Origin of the sequence: Clostridium sp. MT-14, assembly GCF_042436595.1 — a bacterium.
Lineage (GTDB): Bacteria > Bacillota > Clostridia > Clostridiales > Clostridiaceae > Clostridium_B > Clostridium_B aromativorans.
Genome location: NZ_JBHMIY010000039.1, coordinates 1 through 20,233, shown reverse-complemented (window position 1 = coordinate 20,233; position 20,233 = coordinate 1). Strand labels below are relative to the sequence as shown.

Genomic DNA, 20,233 nt, shown 5'->3' with positions numbered 1-20,233 from the left:
TACAAAAAAAGCCCTATATAAACTATAAGTTCATACAGGGCTTTTCTTGCGAAGAAAAGACTCTGAAATTGAAAACATTTCAGATCAAACAAAATATATCTTCTTCCATCCAGACTTTACTGTCGGTCTTGGGATTTCACCAAGTCCTGTGCTTTCACACCTGCGTTCACGCGCTCGCGGACTATACCGCCGATCGGGAATTTCACCCTGCCCTGAAGATCTTCATTATTAACTTTTATCAAAACTCAAATTTATTAAAAACTCAATATTAAAACAGATTTATATTTATAATTATATACTAATTGAACTATTTGTAAAGATATAAATTTCTACAAACAAAATTTTAATTTTTTCATCCTGTACGATTTTTACAAATTGGAATAAAAGTACTTGGATATTCACAGAAAATTGCTTTATCAGTTATAAATTATTAACAATGTTGACACTTAAATGAAATAATCATGCATTATTATTAATATATATATAAGAATATAATATAGAAATGGAGATAATTTATTATGAAAATTAAATATAAAAAAAACTCAAGAAAATTTTCTGCTTCAGTTGTTTTCTATGCTGTTTCTTTAGTTATAGCACTTATTGGGATTGCATTATTAGTTAATAATATACTCTTCTTTAGAAGTACTGTTAACAATTACGTAGCCCAGGGATATTCTTATGCTGATGTTGTCAAACAATTAATACCATCCCAACTGCTTCCAGGAATATTTGAACCAATCGCTGTATATGGAGGCATTGCAATTGTTCTATTAGGCGTGGGAATAGTCAATAAAAAGATTTCAAAATGCTTGACATTGTTAAAAGGGGGTACTGTTGAAGAAAATACCGCAGAACAAAATGCTGATCATCTAGAAAATACAAAAACAACTGAACAAATTGAATTTGCAGAAGAAATTAACGTTAATAAAGCTTAATTTGAGATTATAAGCAATTTACTTCAAGGTATAAATTCATTATAATAATAAATTCAAAAAAAGCCTTTGCTTGTCAGTAAGTTCTGAATTTAATATCTCAGTAACTTCTTGAAGCTATGGCTTTTTATTTATATTATTCTTTTTTGCTTTGGAACGTTCCATTCAATTTACCATTTCATTTATCTTCTCTCTTTTTTTACTAATATGTTTTTTAAATTATTCTTTATGAGCTTTAAATTTCCTGCTAATCTAATATAAATTTAATCATGCAAAATAAGCACCCTAAATGATGGGTACTTATTTTGCGATATAAACGCTAAGGGAGATCAATTTTATAAAGAATCTATTGGTGGTTGCATTTAAGTTTACTGTGTCCTGCAACCATAGACACTAATCTATATTCATAGTTCAAAATAGGATACTTCACAACTAAGGGGGGTATTTCCCTAGGTTATATATAATTATATAAAACATTTGTTACATCTTAATTTCATATTAATAAACTATTTGTAAACAATATAAAATAAGCACCTAAGTTATAGGCACTTATTTTACAATACAATTAGAAGAACAATTTTAAATTTTATCAATGATCGATATATCAAAATAACCGCTAGTTTATCTAGTAACACTTAACTCTCTGGCATTTTTTACATTTTTTTGACAATTCATGCATAACATTTTTCCAAACTTTTGAGCACTATAGTTTGCTACTTTTTCAGATATGACATTTCCACAATTTTCACAGAGCAATTCGCTTTTGCTTGATTTATTTTGCATATTTTCGTTATTATTGACAGTATTCTTATTATCCGTGACAATTGTTCTATTCTGCTCATTCATCAATTTACCTAAAGAATATCTTACTCTATAATAATTATCTTGAATCTCCAGTTTATTAATTTCCCTGTTTTTACTATAGCCTATTGACTTAACTTTAAAGCGTACTTTTGGTGATAAAATTAATTTGCCATCTCTTTCGTCAAATTCTCCCCGCTGTAAGCTGACCCATATAAAGGGAGCTGTATAAAGTTCTCTTCCTATTCCAATATTAAATCCTGCTCTTTTAAAACTGTCACTAGCCTGGCCTTTTTCTTTCTCTGTATAGCTTTCAACTCCAACATCTTGTTTTCTGACCCACTGTTTCTTTTCATCATCCCATATATCTATATTACAAAATAATCTGCCATTTATAAGTTCATGCGTTCTTCTCCATCCTGTTATACCAAAAGTTTCATCAAGTATTCGCATATCAACTCTTGCATCTTTGTATAGTAATAAAATACATGCTGCACCATTTGTGGTCTTTTTTAAGCTTTGTACCCTTACCTCAATTTCATCTGTTTTTAAAAGCCTTACTTCTTCATTCATAATTTATTACACCTCCTATCTAATACTTAAGCTCATAGTTTGCTTAATTTCAGCTCCATCTATCTCTATCCCTTTTTTTAAATTTTCCAATATGGCTACTTTGTCCAATTTATCTGGTTGAGGTATCCTATATTTTTCCGGAATGGTTTCTTCATCTGTTATATTCACAGCAGGTACATTTTTTCTAATTGAAAGAGTAAATAAGCTACCTTTTATTTTTTGCTTTTTTAGCATCCGCATGTGCTCAAATAAATAGTCTTTTAAGCTATCTATCTGATGTTCTACAGCTTTTTTTCTAGCCTGTAATCTTTTTATCTCTTCATCTAGTCCTTTAGAATCAACTTCCTTTGATTTTATAACTTTTGCAATATTTTCGGCTTTAACATCAAATTCTTCATCTATTTTGTTCAAAGATTTCTCTATATCCTCTTTTACATTTTCCAAGTCTGGATTATCCAGTAATTCATCCAAGTTCTTATATCTTTCAGATATCTCATACAGTTTTGCCACCATCATTCCTCCTCTGCTAATACTTTAAAGGTATTTATACAATCATTACAAACATCTAAATTCTCAATTCTATAATAGCTATCTCCCACGTAAATAGCTTCGCCACACACATCACAAACGGTAAATATTTTAGCCTTTGGGTCTTCATATCTATATTCATAGCAGCATTCCGGCAACATGTTTATCCCTCCTTTAAAAAATTATCCATACAACTAAAGGGTCTTTCTTATCTATTGTGTATCTTATAGTTTTGAATGCTTTCAATTGTTTATTTCTTTGCTCTATGCTTTGAAATCTTATTTTGGTTTTATTTCCCATTTTCATGGCTCCTTTAAAAGGTATACTTATTTTTTATATGCCTTTAATTCTATTTTAAATGGTTTTTAATATGTCTATACTTATTTATTTCTTCCATTTATCCGAATGCTACCATTGTCAATACTTCCGGAGTTAAGAACTTCATTATTTATCTTTTGGTATTATTAATTCCATATTTTTCTTACTTCTAATTGATAATCAAATTTTATAAAATCCTCTATAACCCATATTGTCAAGCCAATTTCCAATTTTAAGTTATTGATTGAGACTTTAACGCAACCTATGTTAAAATATAATTATAAAGTGAATTAATCAAGTATAAATTTAATATTTACATATATAAGAAGGAAGTGTATTTATGATAACAATAGTGGCAAAAAGTATAATTAAAAAGGGAGAAAAAGAAAAATATCTTAAACTAGCAAAAGAATTAATTGAAAAAAGTAGAAAAGAAAATGGCTGCATTTCATATAAAATATTTGAAGAAATAAATGACTCCTCGATACTTACATTTATGGAACAATGGAAAAATGCCCGGGCAATTCAGGAACATAATAATAGTGAACATTTTAAAAGAATAGTTCCTTTACTAGCTGAGCTTCGTGTAAGCAAAAGCGAAATCAACACTTACAGAGAACTATAGGAGTTAATCTCCCTTCTAACATCAAAGAAATGACATCACTGCTGATTGGAAAAGCAGAAATAAAAAAAGGAAGCAACCAGAGTTTACTGGATAACTTCCTTGTTATCAATTAATTTTAATAAATATTAAAGAAACTTCAGTTAAAATTCAACTGGAGTTTCTACTTAATTATGTAAATAAATTATTGTGAAAACCTTGGATTCACCAGAGCTTTTCTTTATCTTTTTATTGGTCCATAATCTAAAAATTGTATTTTATATTAAAATATATTTTTCCTTGTAAGTAAAGATTTTTTTGCGTCTTCACTTGACATCCTGTATTTTGGATTGGGTTGCTCTGGCATAAAACATTCAGTTTTTATATTTTTAGGAGTTATACTCTTTTTAGCAGAAAATTTATTTAACTTACTAATTACATAATTCTCTAGCTTTCTTGGACTAACATTTATTCTTGCATTAATTATAATATTTGCTTTATTATCTATTAATGGAACCTGTCCACTAAAATTAATATCATCTGATAGCCCAGTAAGACTTACTTTAACATATTTATTATTAGAAACTCCGTATATTTTCAAATGGGCAATTTCAAGTTTCTCATTATTAAATTTATTCTTCAAAACTTCTATAAAATCTCTTATAAAAGCACTAATATCAAATTCTTCTGAAGAAGAAAGCTCTGTAGAAGTATTCAGCCAACCAAGATATGCTTCTGCCCTACCATAAGTTTGATAATTCACATCCATAGTAAAATTATCTTTATGCTTTGTTTTCTCAATCTTCTCTAACCATAAATTCATATTGATATTTTCTTTTGCTGAAATTTCTATTAATTGCTTTTCAGGAAAATTCTTTTTGATGATATTCTCAACGATAACAAGCTCCTGCTGTGACATTAGGTCAATTTTGTTTAACACAATTATATCAGCTTCTTCAATTTGTTTACAAAAAAGGTATTTTACTTCGTCAGGATATAAGGAATGTGCTTCGCTTCCAATAATTTTAAATTGCTTGTTGTTAATTTAGAATTGTTAATAGTATTTTTTGTCTTATTAAGAAATACTACTTACTTTTATATTCTACCATATGCTTGTAAAAAATCAATAATTTAGATTAGGAAGATAAAGGATCCTAATAAAGATTGTTAATATTAATTCCAATTCTCCTTATATAGATATTTTATATCTATAGGTGTACAATTATCCATGAATACTACAATCTATAATGCTTTAGGAGGATATTTCACGATGTTAGAACGTCAAAGTGAAGTTTTTTTATCAGAGGTTGGCTATAATGCTGAAATAAAGTTAGGGGCCTTGATTGATAAATTTCAAGATATTGGATGGATACATACGCAATCAATTTTGCAGAAGTTACCTAAACTAAATGCCAACATTGGCTTTTTTGTGTCTGATCAAAAAGTTCAAATTTTGAAGCCAACATTTTTATCTGATAAACTAATTATTCAGTCTTTCATTACCAATGCTAATAGAAGAAAATTTACACGATTAGTTAAAATTTTTAATAATATAAATAACTTGTTAGCTACACAAATAGAAAATGCTTTTGCTGTTGATCTCTTAACTGGTAAATTAGCTAGTCTACCAAAGGATTTTCCAGCATCCAAAATTATTGATCAAAATATAAAATGCCCTATTTTGCGAAATAAAGTTCAGCCACCGTTGACTGCAAATGCAAAAATGCAGCAGTATACTGTTTTAGGGCGGGACATTGATAACTATAATCATATGAATAATGCCCGTTACCTAGATTTAATCTCTGAACGGGTTAACCAAATCAAAGAAATCACCGTCAATTATGTAAAACCAGCCAAAGAAGGAATGATACTAGACATTGCCCGTGAATTAGTGGATCATAAAGTCTTTTACAAATTTATGAATCAAAAACAACTTCTAGCTAAAATCCAAATTATTTTAGAGTGAACCTTAAAAATACGAAATTGCACTGATAGTAAATAAAAGAAAAAACCCCTAACTTATTTGTAAAAAATTAATAGTTTGGATATTAATAGTTTTCTATCTCTGTAAATCAGCTGGTTGTCCTGCAATAGCATCTACATTATTTAGCCTTGGATCTTTACCTTCTATTTCAACTATAAGTTTATACGGAATGCATATGACATTCTCTCCTGGTTGTGATATCCAGCCCATCTTCATTCCTATTTTTCTAGGACTATTTGAATCAGAAATACGTATTTTGCCTTTCTCCACCCTAATTTTATTAAAGCCAGACTTGCCATATTTTATAGTAAACTCATAAGCATTTTGTACAGAATTCAGATCAATAGTTCTTACTATTTTACCATTTTCTTTTATAACTGCTATTTTATTTAAGCCATCCAAACGACTTTTATATACATAAACTCCTATCAAACTTATAATAATCAATATGCTTATAAATACAATAACAATTTTATCTCCTTTTTTCATATATAACTCCTTTTCATATTAATTATACAATTAATTCTATTATAAAGTATATCTAAAAATATTCAATTGTAATAAAAATAAACTCTAGGCCAAATGAATGACCTAATGTATTTTATCAATAACTCTTAGTATTTTTGAATTGATAACAGATTTCTCTTTCCACACCTCTCGCCTGCATTGACAACTTCTTTTTTTAATTGGTAACTATATTTTGCCNAGTATTTTTGAATTGATAACAGATTTCTCTTTCCACACCTCTCGCCTGCATTGACAACTTCTTTTTTTAATTGGTAACTATATTTTGCCATAAAAAACTGACCTCCCATAAGTTAGATTTTTAGGTCTAACTTATGGGGATCAGTTCATCCGGGTGTCTGGTAATGGTTCTCTTTTTATTAAGCTCTTATAATATATGCTATCAAACTATACTTATACTTTCAATAAACTATTTGTAAACATTTTAAAATAATTAAGGAAGACCAACTTTTACAAAGAACCTTATGGTGGTTGCATTTAAATTTAACGTGCCCTGCAACCACAGACACTAATGTAATTATTGTTCTTACTCAAAAGGAATGTCCTTTAAAATGATATTACCTTTGAATTATTAAAATTACCTTAAAATCATTTATAAAAAATTTATCTCGTCAGTTTAGCATCATTAAGAAGCTTAGTGGTATCACTCAAAGAGGGTACTGTCTTAACTTAATTACAATTTTACATATTACTAAAGAATTTTAAAAGAAAAAATTAAAAACCCTAAAAAATATAAAAAAATGGATCTAGTATTTTGTGAATAGAGATTTTTTAAATGATCTGAAGAACGAAAAAAAAAGAAGCAACCAGTTTACTGGATAACTTCCTTGATTGACTACATTTATTTTACTACAATTTTTACTACAGTTAGTACTACAATTGTAGTAACTTTTAATAACTCTTAATGATACGCCATTTCTCTAAACCATTGATTTTATGTCATTCATGAAGCTCAATGCACCTTAATAAAGCCTATGGCGGAGAAAGAGGGATTTGAACCCTCGCGCCGGTCACCCGACCTACGCCCTTAGCAGGGGCGCCTCTTCAGCCACTTGAGTATTTCTCCATGCCCTACATTATAATATATGGCGGAAAGAAAGGGATTCGAACCCTTGGTACGGTCACCCGTACGCCGGTTTTCAAGACCGGTGCCTTAAACCAACTCGACCATCTTTCCGCATAAAGTTATCTTAATTAACTTTTGCTTCCATATTCCTTGCGGTTACTAATATAATATAGCACGATATATATTCACTGTCAACCCAAAGTTCAAAATTCTACTGGCATGTGATAATGTCACTTAAAATTTTATTTATATAATTTCATTGATCTCTCCTACAATTCTTTCAAGGGCTTTAGTTATATTTTCTTTTGAAGTGGCAATATTCATCCTTATGTAATTATTAAAACGTTCTCCGCCAAACCATTCTCCAAAATCAAAGGCCAGTTTGCATCTCTCTTTTATAAAACCTTCCATATCTTTTCCTTTTATATAGTTTCCCAAATTAATCCACACCAGATAGGTTCCCTCCAAGGGTGATATCTCTACAAGAGGCAATTCTTTTTCTAAAGTTTCTTTTACATACAGGTAATTTTCCCTGATCTGCTGCAGCACTTCCTCCAGCCAGGGCCTTCCCCCTTCATAGGCACTTTGGACTGCAATATACCCAAACGCATTTCCACCTGAAATTCTGATACATTTTACAAAATTATCAAAATTCTTTCGAATATCAAAATCAGGTATGATAACAAAAGAATTTTTACAAGAAGCAAGATTAAAAGTTTTAGTGGCAGCAGTAAGAGTAACAAGCATGGAATCATAATCGCCAATGCTTGCAGTTGAAATATGAAGGTTTTGTCCTATTATAATATCCTGATGAATTTCATCTGAAATTACTCTTACCTTATATTTTTCACATATATCCATAAGTTTTTTCAGTTCATCTTTCTTCCATACTCTTCCCACTGGATTATGGGGCGAACAGAGCAAAAACAACTTTACATTATTTTTTGCAATTTTATTTTCAAAATCTGAGAAATCAATAGTATATTTTCCTGAGCTGTTAATTAAGTCACTTTCTATTAATTTTCTTTTATTATTCTTAATTGCATCCAGGAAAGGATAATAAACTGGCGTCAATACTATAACTGCATCATTCTTTTCCGTTAATATCTGAATGAGCCAATTAATAGCAGGAACCACACCAGGAGAATACCTGATCCAATCTTCATGAACCCTATAATTATGGTAAGTTTGCTCCCATTTTATAAAAGATTCTTTATATTCCTTAGGCTCTATATAATAGCCTAAAACTCCAAGTTTTAAATATTCATCAAGCTTTTTAAGCACACAATCACATACTCTAAAATCCATATCCGCTACCCACAGAGGAAGCAGCTCCTCAGATCCAAACACAGCTTTTAGTCCATCCCATTTAGAACTGTCCGTCTTCCTTCTGTCAACATACTTTAACATTTTAATTCACCTCCACATCATCTTTCTCAAAAAGATTAACAACTACACTTTCAATTTAAAAGACTATAAAATTAATCTGCTATCTTTTCATTAGCCGGCTTTTGACTAAAATCCATTCCATACCATTTATTATATATCTTTTTCAGTGTACCGTCTTTCTGCATCTCTTTAATCGCCTTGGTAACAACTTTATTCAACTCTTCCGATTTTTTATCTCCTTTTACAAAAGGATAAGCTTTAGCTCCAACCATAACATTTTCCTCAACCATTCTGGCATCAATAACTTTATTTTTAATTTTATACGCCGCTTCACCAGCCGCCACAATCATCACATCAACTTTTCCCTGTCTGAAAGCTTCATTTAATAATTCAGAACTATCATACGTTACTAAATTTATCTTTATTCCCTGGTCTTTTGCAATTTGTTGAAACAAATTGCCTCCATTTGATCCTGATGAAAACCCACAGGTCATTCCTGCGATATCCTTTAATTTTTTAATATCTGTCCTATTTGAATGAACAACCAATTTTTCAGGAATATAGGCATATGGTTCTGAAAAATTATATTTATCTCTCCTCTTGGCATTGATTGTAATGGTGTTCCCCACAGTGTCAGCTTTACCTGAATCCAGATATCCAAATAAAGTATCAAAATCTCCCGTTATAAATTTAACCTTAAGTCCGGTCTTTTTAGAAATGGCATTCCAAATATCCACTTCCTGTCCCTTATGTACTCCATTTTCTACATAGGAATTTGGAACTGACGATGAACCGGATGCTACCACAATTTCAGTAGATGTGCTAGATTCATCTTGTTTTTGTGAATTTTTTTGATTATTTCCACATGCAGTCATACCAAAAATCACACATATGGATATTACAGTTAAAAGTATTTTTTTCATATTTTCCTCCTAAGTTTTAATATTATTTATATAAATTTAAAATTATACCTTTTAACAGAATTTTTGAATTTTTCTTTCCAATAGTCCCTGAAGTTTTTCCATAAAAACTACAATTACCAGATAAATCAGTGTCACACATAAGTATGCTTCAAAAAAACGCAGACTTAATGCTGCTTCCATCTTGGCTTTTGCCATTATATCAGCAAGTCCTACTGTAAACCCAAGTGCAGTTCCTTTAATTATGCCTATAAACTGGTTTCCAAGAGATGGCAGCGCTACAACAAATGCTTGAGGTAGAACAACTCGTATCATTGTCTGATATTTTGTCATTCCCATAGAATAGCAAGCCTCAAGTTGTCCTTTTTCAACAGATTCAATAGCTGCCCTCAACGTTTCTGCCATAAAAGAAGCTGTATTTAACGTAAGAGCAATTACAGTAGCTTGAAACGCCGTCATGGATTTCAAAGCCGGGATTATAGATGGAAATCCAAAATATAATATAAACAGCTGTGCCACCAATGGTGTAGCTCTAAAAAATGTAATATAAATACCAAAAATTTGAGACAATCCCCATACTTTATAATACCTGATAATAGAGATTATAATAGACAGCATCAATGTAAATAATAAAGATATCAAAGACATCTCAATTGTCAATTTTAATGAAGGTAGGACAATCGGAAATAAGTTAATAAACCATTTAAAATCAAAATTCATTTATTTACCCTCCATAATATTTGAACTTACTGTATTAACAAACTTTCTAATTCGTTCATTTGTACAATTTTCAAATATTTCTTGAGGAGTTCCCATTCCTGCAATGCATCCATCTTCCAAAAAAACTATTCTATCTGCAACTTCCCTGGCAAATTTCATCTCATGGGTCACTATTAGCATTGTTTTATTACTTTCTACAGCCAATTGTTTAATTACAGTTAGAACTTCTCCAACTAATTCAGGATCCAGAGAAGATGTAGGTTCATCAAATAACATAACATTTGCATTTACAGCCATAGCTCTGGCAATCCCTATCCTCTGCTGTTGTCCACCTGACATCTCCTTAGGATATGCATCTTTTTTTTCTAAAAGCCCTACCTTTTTAATCAAATCAAGAGCTATTTTTTCAGCCTTGTCCTTACTTTTCTTTTGTACTGTAACCATAGGTTCCATAATATTTCGTAAAGCGGTTTTATTCTTAAGCAAATTATAATTCTGGAAAACCATTGATGTTTTCAGTCTCAATTGATAAATATCTTTTCTAGAAGCTATTTTAGCATTTACTGTAAATCCATCAATTGTAATTCTACCTTCTGTAGGTCTAACTAAAAAATTAAGACAACGGAGAAATGTAGATTTACCTGTCCCTGAAGGACCAATTAATACCACAACTTCTCCCTTGTCTATTTCAATATTTTATTATAAAATAATTAACACATTAACTATTAAACACTCCTATTTTCTATATTAGAAGTCTCATTTAATGTACTATGCTTTGCCCCATATAAAAAATAAATGGATATTCCAGCTATTGTCCACACTAGAAACCTAATCCATGTGACCATTGGTAAGTTTATCATAAGGTATAAGCAAAAAAATATAGTTAATATCGGGGTAAAAGGTACTCCCGGACATCTAAACTTTCTTTCAATGTCAGGCATAGTTTTTCTTAAAACAATAACTCCTATAGATACCGCTAAAAAAGCAGATAGAGTCCCTATATTACATAATTCAATGAGTACTGAAAGTGGCAAAAAACCCCCTATGACAGCCGTTGCAGCTCCTGTTATTAAAGTACAGCAAGCTGGTGTACTGTGAGTATCAGATATTGATGCAAAGCATTTAGGTAATAAACCATCCCTAGACATACTCATGAATATTCTAACCTGACCATATACTGTTACTAAAAGAGTTGAAATCATTCCTACAATAGCTCCTACAGCTATTAGAGCAGATCCCCAATTTATTCCAACATATGACAGAGAAGCTGGAAGTGCATTATTTATATCTATTAATTTATATGGTACTATTCCTGTAAGAACTAGTGAGACACCTATATACAATATAACAATTATAACCATACAGATACCCAATCCTAATGGAATATCTCTTTTAGGATTAGCAGTTTCTTCCGCTGCAGTAGAAACCGCATCAAATCCAATAAATGCAAAGAATATAATTGAAGCTGCCGACATTACCCCTTTAAATCCGAAGGGAGCAAAAGGATGATAATTAGATATATTTACATGAGCTATTCCAACTAATATAAAAATAGCTATTACAGCTATTTTTACAGCAACTATAATATTATTTACCTTTGCACTTTCCGACACGCCAATATATAAAATCCATGTTATAAGTGCTACAACCAGAACAGCAGGTAAATCTACTATGCCACCAGATAATGGAGACTTTGTAATCATTTCAGGTATATGTATATTATATGTAGCTAAAGCTCCCACAAATGTAGAAGACCAACCTGTAGCAATAGTAGCTGCAACTACAAGATATTCAAGTATTAAATTCCAGGCCAAAATCCAAGCTATTATTTCACCAAAAGCTATGTAGCAATAAGAATATGTACTACCTGAAACCGGAAACATGGTGGCAAGTTCTGCATAAGTAAGAGCACATAGTACAGCTGTTATTGCCGCTATTACATAAGATATTATTATTGCTGGTCCTGCTATATGGGCACCTTGTCCGGTTGCGACAAATATGCCAGTACCCACTACAGATCCAATTCCCATAGATGCTATATCAAAAGAATTTAATCCTTTTTTTAGATTGGTTTTGGAAACTGCATTTTCAAAATCATTCAAACTTTTTTTTCTAAATAAATGCATAATATACATCAATCTCCTCAATTTTAATAGAAGAATTATTACAATACCTCTAATTTAAATAATTTTACTATAGCTCTTTATTTGAAAGACATTTTATTATTATACTATAATTGTAAGTTTATTAAAACAATATTTATTTAATATATTTTAAATTTTAAAAATTAAATAGAAAGGCAGCAACTTTTTATAAATAAAAAAGTTACTGCCCTTTAAACAATTATTATTCTATTTGATAACTTCTTTTCCACCCATGTATGGTCTCAATAATTCAGGAATTACAACACTTCCATCTGCCTGTTGGTAGTTTTCCAAAATAGCCGCAACTGTTCTTCCTACTGCTACTCCAGAACCATTTAATGTATGAACATATTTTGGTTTGTCTTTCGGTGTATCTTTATACTTTATATTAGCACGCCTTGCCTGGAAATCCTCCATATTACTACAGCTTGATATCTCAACATATCTATTATAACTTGGCATCCAGACTTCTATATCATACTTAAGTGCCGCTGTAAATCCTAAATCACCCTTACATATTCTAACTACCCTATAAGGAAGTTTAAGACCTTTAAGAACATCCTCCGCATCATTAGTTAATTTCTCAAGTTCTTCATAGGACTGTTCAGGTTTTGTAAATTTAACCATTTCCACTTTATTAAATTGATGCTGCCTTATAATTCCCCTTGTATCTCTACCTGCCGAACCAGCCTCAGCTCTAAAACATGCACTATATGCAACGTGCTTTATAGGTAAATCTTCCCCTCTTAGCACTTCGTTTCTATAAAAATTAGTTACTGGAACTTCAGCAGTCGGAATCAAGAAAAAATCATTATTAGATACTCTAAAAGCATCTTCTTCAAATTTGGGAAGCTGACCTGTACCTATCATGCTATTTCTATTTACCATATAAGGAGGGAATAATTCTTCATATCCATGTTTTTCAGTATGAAAATCCAAATAATATGTTATTACAGCTCTTTCAAGCTTTGCTCCTATTCCTCTATAAAATGTAAATCTTGATCCTGATACTTTACCTCCTCTTTCAAAATCAAGTATATTCAAATCTGTACCTATATCCCAATGAGCCTTAGGCTTAAAGTCAAATTTAGTAGGCTCTGACCATCTTCTAATTTCAACATTATCTTCATCTGTTTTACCTTCTGGAACTGCAGGATTTGGAATATTAGGTATTCTAAGCATTATATATTCTATTTTATCATTGACTTCTGATAACTGTACATCATACCCTTTTATCTTATCCGAAACTTCTTTCATCTCACTTACTAAAGTATCAGCATTTCCACCATTTCTTTTTATTTTAGCTATTTCTGATGAATCCTGATTTCTTTTATTTTTCAACGATTCTACTTCAACTAAAATTTGTCTCCTTTTTTCATCTAGTGATACTACTTTATCAATATCTGATAAATCAAAATCTTCTCCCCTATTTGTAAGTTGTTTTTTTATCTCCTCTGGATTGTTTCTTATCTTTTTTAAATCCAACATAATTATAATCCTCCTCAGTGATATATGTAATTTTATATATAAAAAAAGAATCTTTTTACCCCAAAGGGACGAAAAGATTCCGTGTTGCCACCCTAATTAGCCAATAACATATTGACTCTCTTTAAGATTATAACGGTATCACCGAACTGCTTTTAACAGTATCTCCAAGGTGGATTCACAGTATAATAATAACCAGTTTTCACCAACCACTGATTCTCTTAAATCACTATAAAGCTACTAACCTTTTCATTGACCACTTCAATTATATATACATAGACTTATAATGTCAATAAATTAAATATTTAAATCCATAGACATATTTATATGACCGTTACATCAAAAGTCATAAAATAAATTTTAAAATTTATTTAGCATTTTTATCAATATTTTTAGTGCAAATTATATCTACTCTTGTATTTAAAATATTCTTACATACTATACTGCCAATTTTTATAGGGGCTCCAACATGTATTCTACTTAAAACTTTAGAACATTCTATCCATAAACTTTTATCTATAGGCTTGGAGCTCTTTACAGGAACCACATTATAGTCAGATCCCTTTATTCTCACAAGAGTAGTAAATATATCACTTTTATTATCTATTTCCAATTTTGCATATTCTATTCCCTTATCACATAAATTCCCCTCAACTTCTACATTATTTTCACATTTATCTATACTGAGTATACACTTTTTACCGCACTTGTTACAAATAACCTCTTTAATCAACTTGTAGTTCCCCCATAATTACATTTCATTAAACTCCTTTATTCTACCTTTAACAATATTAGAGTTTTTGGAATCCTTTACTATATATATCATATCTTTATTTATTTCCCTGGAAAGAATAGATGTAATTTTGCAAAGACACTGAGATCCCATACAATTTCCAAATCCAGCACCTGTCCTTCTCTTTATACCCTCTACTGTACGTGCCCCCAAAGGTCTGCGTATAGCATCTATTATTTCGCCCTCTGTTATCTTTCCACAATAACATATTATCCTACCATAACTTTTATTCAATCTTATTATTTTTTTTCTATCATCATTAGATAAATCCCTAAATCTATAAAATTCCCTCCGTCTATCTACAAAATCCTTCTTTAGAACACAGTTTAAATTATTCACTATAGTTTCACATACTATATTTGCAATTACTGGAGTCATTGTAATTTGACCATAATGTTTGCCAATTACTTTAATATAACCCTTATCAATTAAACTATCATCTATAATTAAAGAGTCATTATAAAATAAAGAGTCATAGGAGCTCTCAATATCCTGTTCAGATATATCCTTTATAAATCCTTTAATTTTTTGTAGAGCACCTTCATAACTTATCTTTTTATTATCTTTTATACCTATTAACAATCCATCCTGACTAGTAGGCATAAGAAACATCTTCCCACAATTTTCTTCAACTGTAGAAATTATATTTCTATAATCCTTTTTAGTATTTTTATCTATAAGAAAATATTTTAAATATTTTCTATCCTTATTTATTTTATTTTGGCTATCTATACTGTAATTTTCTCTTGGAGTTGTATTTAACACCATATTACAAGTAAACTTATTTTTATTAGTTATCACCTTAAATCCCTTCGATATATTTTCTATATCTAAAACTTCTTCTCCTAACTTAAAATTAACCCCATTGTCAAATGCAATTTCACCATATGAGATTGCTAAATCATAAGGAGATATAATTCCCGTATTTTCAGAATAAATAGCTTTTCTTATATTCTCATTCAATCCAGGTTCTACTTTATAAATTTCCTTAGGATTCAATAAATGTATATTTTTTATTCCTCTTTTTAAAGCTGTACAATATATTTCAGTCAACCTTTTTTCACTTTCCCGGTTATTTGCAACAAGTAAATATCCCTTTTTTTTAAAACAAATATTAAATTTAGATGCTAAGCCAGGTATAAGTTTGTTACCCATAAGTTCTAATCTGGCCAATAATGTATCTTCACATTCTAATCCATCATAAACTATAGAAGAATTTATAAGTGCTACATCATCAGCTATATCATAGTCCTTTTCAATCAATGCTATATTTAAATTATATTTGGAAAGTTCATAAGAAACTGCACATCCTACTATTCCTCCACCCAATATAATTACATCATAATCCATGTCAAATCTTCCTTTCAAAGTACCTAAACACATTCTTCTATAATCCAAAACACTATTTCTATTTACTTAATGAATCTATTATTTTTCCAAGTTCCTCAATATCTTCTCCATATTTTGCCCAATCTCCATTTTTTTGTGCACTTATTGCATTATCATATAAGGTTTTTGCCCTTTTCATTTGATCACTATTAACGGAAGGTGTCGTTTGCTTTTGAGAATTATCAATACTTTCATTACTAGAATCCTGATTATAATTAAATATTTGATTTAAGGCATCGTCTATACTTTGAGCTAACAATATCTTATCCCCGTAAGATACTATAACTCTTTTCATCTCAGGGATACTATCTTTCCCATTAGCTCTTAAATACATAGGCTCTACATATAGCAACGAATTTTTTATAGGAACTATCATAGTATCACCAAATTGAACTGTAGAACCATTTTTATTCCAAAGAGACAACTGCTGAGATATAGTTGTATCCTGATTTAATTTTTGTTTAAACAGATAAGGGCTGTATATAGTTTTTTCAGGCGGAAATTTATAAAGAATGAGTTTTCCATAATTGTCTCCATCCATTCTAGCGCCAAATAAAGCAACCATATTATCCTTATCTCTCATATTGAAATACTGTAATAATATCATTTCTTCCTTTGAAGCACCTGCGGGCCTCATAACCACATAAGGTGATTCAATTAAACTTTTTTCTCCACTAACTTCCTTTTGATTACTGGCTACTTCCCATAAATCCTCACCACTATAAAATACTCCTGGATTTGTTACATGGTATTTTCCAAGTATGCTACATTGAATATTAAATAGATCTTTAGGATACTTAAAATGCTTAACTATATCTTGTGACAACTCACTTACATCTTTAAATAGCCCGGGAAATATTTTCGCATAACTTTTAATTATAGGATCATTTTTATCCATGATATAAAAATTAACATTTCCATTTTCAGCATTCATAACAACTTTTACAGAATTCCTTATATAGTTAAGTCCATTTTGCGGCTGTGAAAAAGGATATTCATTTGAGAATGTATAACCATCTAAGATCCAATAGAGTTTACCACCACTCATTATTATATATGGATCAGATTCATAATTTAAAAACGGTGCAATTTTATTAACTCTATCTTTTATATTTCTATTTATCAATATTTTACTTTCCTTAGTTATATCCCTAGATAAAAGAAAATTTATATCCTTTTGATTTATGGCAAACAAAATTCTGTTGATTATTCCCAGCTTTATTCCAGCAGTGCCATTATAGTTATTAGTTGCATTATCGCTTCCTTTTGGGTAATCAAACTCATCCAATTTAGTATTTACAACTGCATAATCGTCTGTTTTCTCTCCAAAGTATATCCTTGGATTAGCTAATTTTATATCTGTAGAATTTTGCGGAGGCATATCCTTTACGACAAAATTAGGCTGTCCTTCTGAGGTTACAGAATTTACTTTATTCATTACTATACCGTAACCATGAGTGTATACAAGGTGCCTATTCTGCCATGTATTAGGATCTATTGCCTTGCTATTTATTTCTCTTGCTCCTATAAATACTTGATTGAATTTTCCATTTATATAGTATCTATCCACATCAATATTATTGAATTGATAATAATACCTTATAATCTGAACTTGGTTATAAAATTCAAGAGTTGGATCAAAGGAGTTAACTCTTATATTATCTATAGTATCCATATTGTTCTTTATATCTGCTGAAGTCAAATCATTTTTTACCTGAAAAGAAGTAGTTGCCATATTGTCAATATTATATGCCTTACGGGTATAATCTATATCATATTTTATATAAGGCTGCTCTAAAGTTTTCTGATTAGATTTTACAATAAAATTTTGTACTACAAAGTATGATATACTTTTAACTACAACTAATATTGCTATTACAGCTATTGAAATTACAATATATTTAAACCTAGATTTAATTATACTTATGAATATAACTATAGCTGCAATAATAGACGCTACTGCAATAATTTTATAAAACAACAAGCTTACATGAACATCAGTATAACTGGCCCCAAATGCCACACCATTTTCACTATATACAAGTCCAATACACTTTAAAACATATCCTACCGATATAAAAATCATTATAAGAGCAGCTAAAACTGCCAATTGTTTCCCTGCAAATCTTGTAATATCACTATTTAAAATATCTATCTTACCAGGTCTTTTTTTTAAGCTTCTTAAAATAAACCTGTCTTTTATATTCAATAAAAAATATGTAAATAGTGTTATTAAACATAAAAATATTACCAAACTCAAAAATGCATTATATAGAGATCGTATAAGTGGTAATCTAAATACATAAAAAGAAACATCTAAATTTAAAAGAGGATCTTTTATATTAAAAGGTACAGAATTTGTAAATTGTAAAGTTCTATACCAATAAGTTGCTGCAAATATATAAGAAACCACAAATGAAGCAATTAGATCAACAATTAAAACTATTTTTCTTTCAAATTTATCTTTATTGCTATTCACTTCAACGACTTTTCTATACTTTATTATACTTATCCGAAGGCTCTTATAATACAACCATATACCTATAAAACTTATTATGAATAAAGGTACTATAAGCTTAAACATAGCAATAATCTTAGTAAAATAAACAGATAAATATCCTACTTCTTTAAACCATTCTATATTAATTACAAAGTTCACAATATTATTTAAAAATATAATACATAAGGCCAAAATCAAAATTACCGTACCCAATGCCAGTTTCTTTTTTTTCAATTTTAATCACCTCTTTATAAATAATCATCAATTATACTTATTAAAGAAAGTATAACTTAATCAGAAATTATATATTTTTTTAGCTTCAATTCATTTATTATCTTTTTCAATATATCATAATTATCAGCTATTACAGTATGTAAATGTACACCTCCTGTTAATATTAATAAAGGTTCAGCTTTATATTTATTTATTTTATCTAAAAAATTATCTACATCATATAAATTTTTTATCATTAACATTCCCTTTATCTCTCCATATACAGGATGTTCCACTATAACATCTTCTACTTTTCCCCCAAATTTAACTATAGTTTTAAGTTCATCTTCCATTTCGCTTGTTTTATGTGAAACAGCAATTACTTTTCTAACCATTTCCTTCTCTGCTTTTGGAATTAAATATCCATCTGGAGTAGCTATTATACTTTTGCCTTCAGCCCTTAAAATTGCTATATCTTTAACTATTACCTGTCTAGTAACACCTAACTTTTCAGCTAAAACATGACCTTTTTGAGGTATATTACTTTTTTCAAGGATTTCTTTAATACATACTCTTCTATCTGCTGAGTTCATACTAACCTCCCATAGTATATTTTTGAAATAATCAACTATACTTACATTACTATTATATCATAAAATTTGGAATAACTTTATAGACGAATAGAAGAAACTTTTTAAAATACAATTAAAATTATTCTTTTAATTATTTTTATCACAATGTCTAAGTATATCAAGCTCTAAATCATCATTTATTTTTTCATCATGATGATTTTCTACTAAATAAAGTAACCTACTATTATTTTCTATTTTCTCTAATAATTCTTTTCCCAATTTAGCATGCTCATAATATACTTTTATTTTTGTATTATTAGAAAATTTCTTTAATTTACCTTTAGAAAATCTATCTCCTAATACTAAAATAGACTTATCCAATATATTCAACTCCTTATATATTTTACCGATATCATGTAAAAGTGCTGCTTTTAATAGCAAATTTATATTTACCTTATCGAATTTATCATTACAAATACTTTGTACGTCATAGGCTACTTTTACCGAATGTTTCTGTTCCTGAATAGATAATTTACTAAATAATTTTAATTCATTTATATTTAGGATACTTTTTATAAAACTATCATCATCTCTATTGATTTTAGCAGTGAGTGCCCAATAAAATTGTTTTATTCTATAACAAAATAGCATTTATTTATCACCTTTAATTCTATTATAATAATTAATTTATAAAAAAACAAAAGGAATTACAAATTTGTAATTCCTTTTACTAAGATGGTGGAGATAAAGAGATTCGAACTCTTGACCCTCTGCGTGCAA

Annotated in this window: 18 protein-coding genes, 2 tRNA genes, 1 pseudogene, 1 riboswitch and 1 other annotated feature; of the genes and pseudogenes, 3 read left to right on the top strand and 18 right to left on the bottom strand. The window is 29.7% G+C overall.

Annotation, left to right across the window (positions count from 1 at the left end):
• Positions 1-93: 93 nt before the first annotated feature.
• Positions 94-224, bottom strand: a riboswitch (FMN riboswitch).
• Between the two features lie 294 nt (positions 225-518).
• Complete coding sequence (locus tag ACFHWD_RS18220) at positions 519-935, top strand: hypothetical protein (protein ID WP_179978618.1); 417 nt, start codon at positions 519-521, stop codon at positions 933-935.
• 618 nt (positions 936-1,553) lie between these two features.
• Here the strand turns inward: ACFHWD_RS18220 and ACFHWD_RS18215 are convergent.
• From ACFHWD_RS18215 to ACFHWD_RS18205, 3 genes are read right to left on the bottom strand one after another with little or no spacing between them, the layout of a single operon-like run.
• Positions 1,554-2,306 (bottom strand): hypothetical protein, encoded by a 753-nt coding sequence (locus tag ACFHWD_RS18215; RefSeq protein ID WP_179978617.1) that lies wholly within the window; start codon positions 2,304-2,306, stop codon positions 1,554-1,556.
• A gap of 15 nt (positions 2,307-2,321) precedes the next feature.
• Complete coding sequence (locus ACFHWD_RS18210) at positions 2,322-2,819, bottom strand: siphovirus Gp157 family protein (protein ID WP_229982031.1); 498 nt, start codon at positions 2,817-2,819, stop codon at positions 2,322-2,324.
• A complete protein-coding gene (locus tag ACFHWD_RS18205; protein ID WP_179978615.1) occupies positions 2,819-2,995 on the bottom strand; it encodes a hypothetical protein in 177 nt (58 codons plus the stop codon). The genes ACFHWD_RS18210 and ACFHWD_RS18205 overlap by 1 nt, the downstream gene beginning before the upstream one ends.
• 497 nt (positions 2,996-3,492) lie before the next feature.
• Between ACFHWD_RS18205 and ACFHWD_RS18200 the strand changes: the two genes are divergently transcribed.
• Complete coding sequence (locus tag ACFHWD_RS18200) at positions 3,493-3,777, top strand: putative quinol monooxygenase (protein WP_150358466.1); 285 nt, start codon at positions 3,493-3,495, stop codon at positions 3,775-3,777.
• 259 nt (positions 3,778-4,036) lie between these two features.
• Here ACFHWD_RS18200 and ACFHWD_RS18195 read toward each other — a convergent pair whose 3' ends face one another.
• A complete protein-coding gene (locus ACFHWD_RS18195; RefSeq protein WP_326839097.1) occupies positions 4,037-4,774 on the bottom strand; it encodes a hypothetical protein in 738 nt (245 codons plus the stop codon).
• Between the two features lie 249 nt (positions 4,775-5,023).
• Between ACFHWD_RS18195 and ACFHWD_RS18190 the strand changes: the two genes are divergently transcribed.
• Complete coding sequence (locus ACFHWD_RS18190; RefSeq protein WP_179978614.1) at positions 5,024-5,719, top strand: acyl-ACP thioesterase domain-containing protein; 696 nt, start codon at positions 5,024-5,026, stop codon at positions 5,717-5,719.
• Positions 5,720-5,812: 93 nt separating this feature from the next.
• On the opposite strand, the gene ACFHWD_RS18185 is transcribed toward ACFHWD_RS18190, so the two are convergent.
• From ACFHWD_RS18185 to ACFHWD_RS18120, 14 genes and pseudogenes are all read right to left on the bottom strand, one after another.
• Complete coding sequence (locus tag ACFHWD_RS18185; protein WP_150358463.1) at positions 5,813-6,226, bottom strand: NusG domain II-containing protein; 414 nt, start codon at positions 6,224-6,226, stop codon at positions 5,813-5,815.
• 1,011 nt (positions 6,227-7,237) lie between these two features.
• Positions 7,238-7,328, bottom strand: a tRNA-Ser gene (locus tag ACFHWD_RS18180).
• A gap of 20 nt (positions 7,329-7,348) precedes the next feature.
• Positions 7,349-7,439: transfer RNA gene (locus ACFHWD_RS18175), tRNA-Ser, on the bottom strand.
• 135 nt (positions 7,440-7,574) lie between these two features.
• Positions 7,575-8,738: a MalY/PatB family protein gene (locus ACFHWD_RS18170; protein WP_378062842.1), complete on the bottom strand. Its 1,164-nt coding sequence runs from the start codon at positions 8,736-8,738 to the stop codon at positions 7,575-7,577.
• Between the two features lie 71 nt (positions 8,739-8,809).
• On the bottom strand, positions 8,810-9,640 hold the full coding sequence (locus ACFHWD_RS18165; protein WP_150358461.1) for a transporter substrate-binding domain-containing protein: 831 nt from the start codon (positions 9,638-9,640) through the stop codon (positions 8,810-8,812).
• Between the two features lie 51 nt (positions 9,641-9,691).
• Positions 9,692-10,357 carry an amino acid ABC transporter permease gene (locus tag ACFHWD_RS18160; RefSeq protein WP_179978612.1) on the bottom strand — a complete coding sequence of 222 codons (666 nt, stop codon included), beginning with the start codon at positions 10,355-10,357 and terminating at the stop codon, positions 9,692-9,694.
• Positions 10,358-11,053: pseudogene (locus ACFHWD_RS18155) on the bottom strand (amino acid ABC transporter ATP-binding protein); the annotation flags it as partial.
• Between the two features lie 29 nt (positions 11,054-11,082).
• Positions 11,083-12,483 (bottom strand): amino acid permease, encoded by a 1,401-nt coding sequence (locus ACFHWD_RS18150; RefSeq protein ID WP_179978611.1) that lies wholly within the window; start codon positions 12,481-12,483, stop codon positions 11,083-11,085.
• 225 nt (positions 12,484-12,708) lie between these two features.
• Positions 12,709-13,989, bottom strand: coding sequence for a serine--tRNA ligase (gene serS, locus ACFHWD_RS18145; RefSeq protein WP_150359018.1), 1,281 nt, complete (start codon positions 13,987-13,989; stop codon positions 12,709-12,711).
• Positions 13,990-14,050: 61 nt separating this feature from the next.
• Positions 14,051-14,248: a binding site (T-box leader), on the bottom strand.
• A gap of 105 nt (positions 14,249-14,353) precedes the next feature.
• On the bottom strand, positions 14,354-14,719 hold the full coding sequence (locus tag ACFHWD_RS18140; RefSeq protein ID WP_179978610.1) for a DUF1667 domain-containing protein: 366 nt from the start codon (positions 14,717-14,719) through the stop codon (positions 14,354-14,356).
• A gap of 18 nt (positions 14,720-14,737) precedes the next feature.
• Positions 14,738-16,129, bottom strand: a complete 1,392-nt coding sequence (locus tag ACFHWD_RS18135) for an FAD-dependent oxidoreductase (protein WP_179978609.1) — start codon at positions 16,127-16,129, stop codon at positions 14,738-14,740.
• 58 nt (positions 16,130-16,187) lie between these two features.
• Positions 16,188-18,902 carry a UPF0182 family protein gene (locus ACFHWD_RS18130; RefSeq protein WP_378062841.1) on the bottom strand — a complete coding sequence of 905 codons (2,715 nt, stop codon included), beginning with the start codon at positions 18,900-18,902 and terminating at the stop codon, positions 16,188-16,190.
• A 56-nt stretch (positions 18,903-18,958) separates the two neighbouring features.
• Positions 18,959-19,474, bottom strand: a complete 516-nt coding sequence (locus ACFHWD_RS18125; RefSeq protein ID WP_150358916.1) for a transcription repressor NadR — start codon at positions 19,472-19,474, stop codon at positions 18,959-18,961.
• A gap of 126 nt (positions 19,475-19,600) precedes the next feature.
• Entirely contained in the window at positions 19,601-20,104 is a 504-nt protein-coding gene (locus ACFHWD_RS18120) for an HD domain-containing protein (protein ID WP_150358917.1), read from the bottom strand.
• Positions 20,105-20,233: the final 129 nt, after the last annotated feature.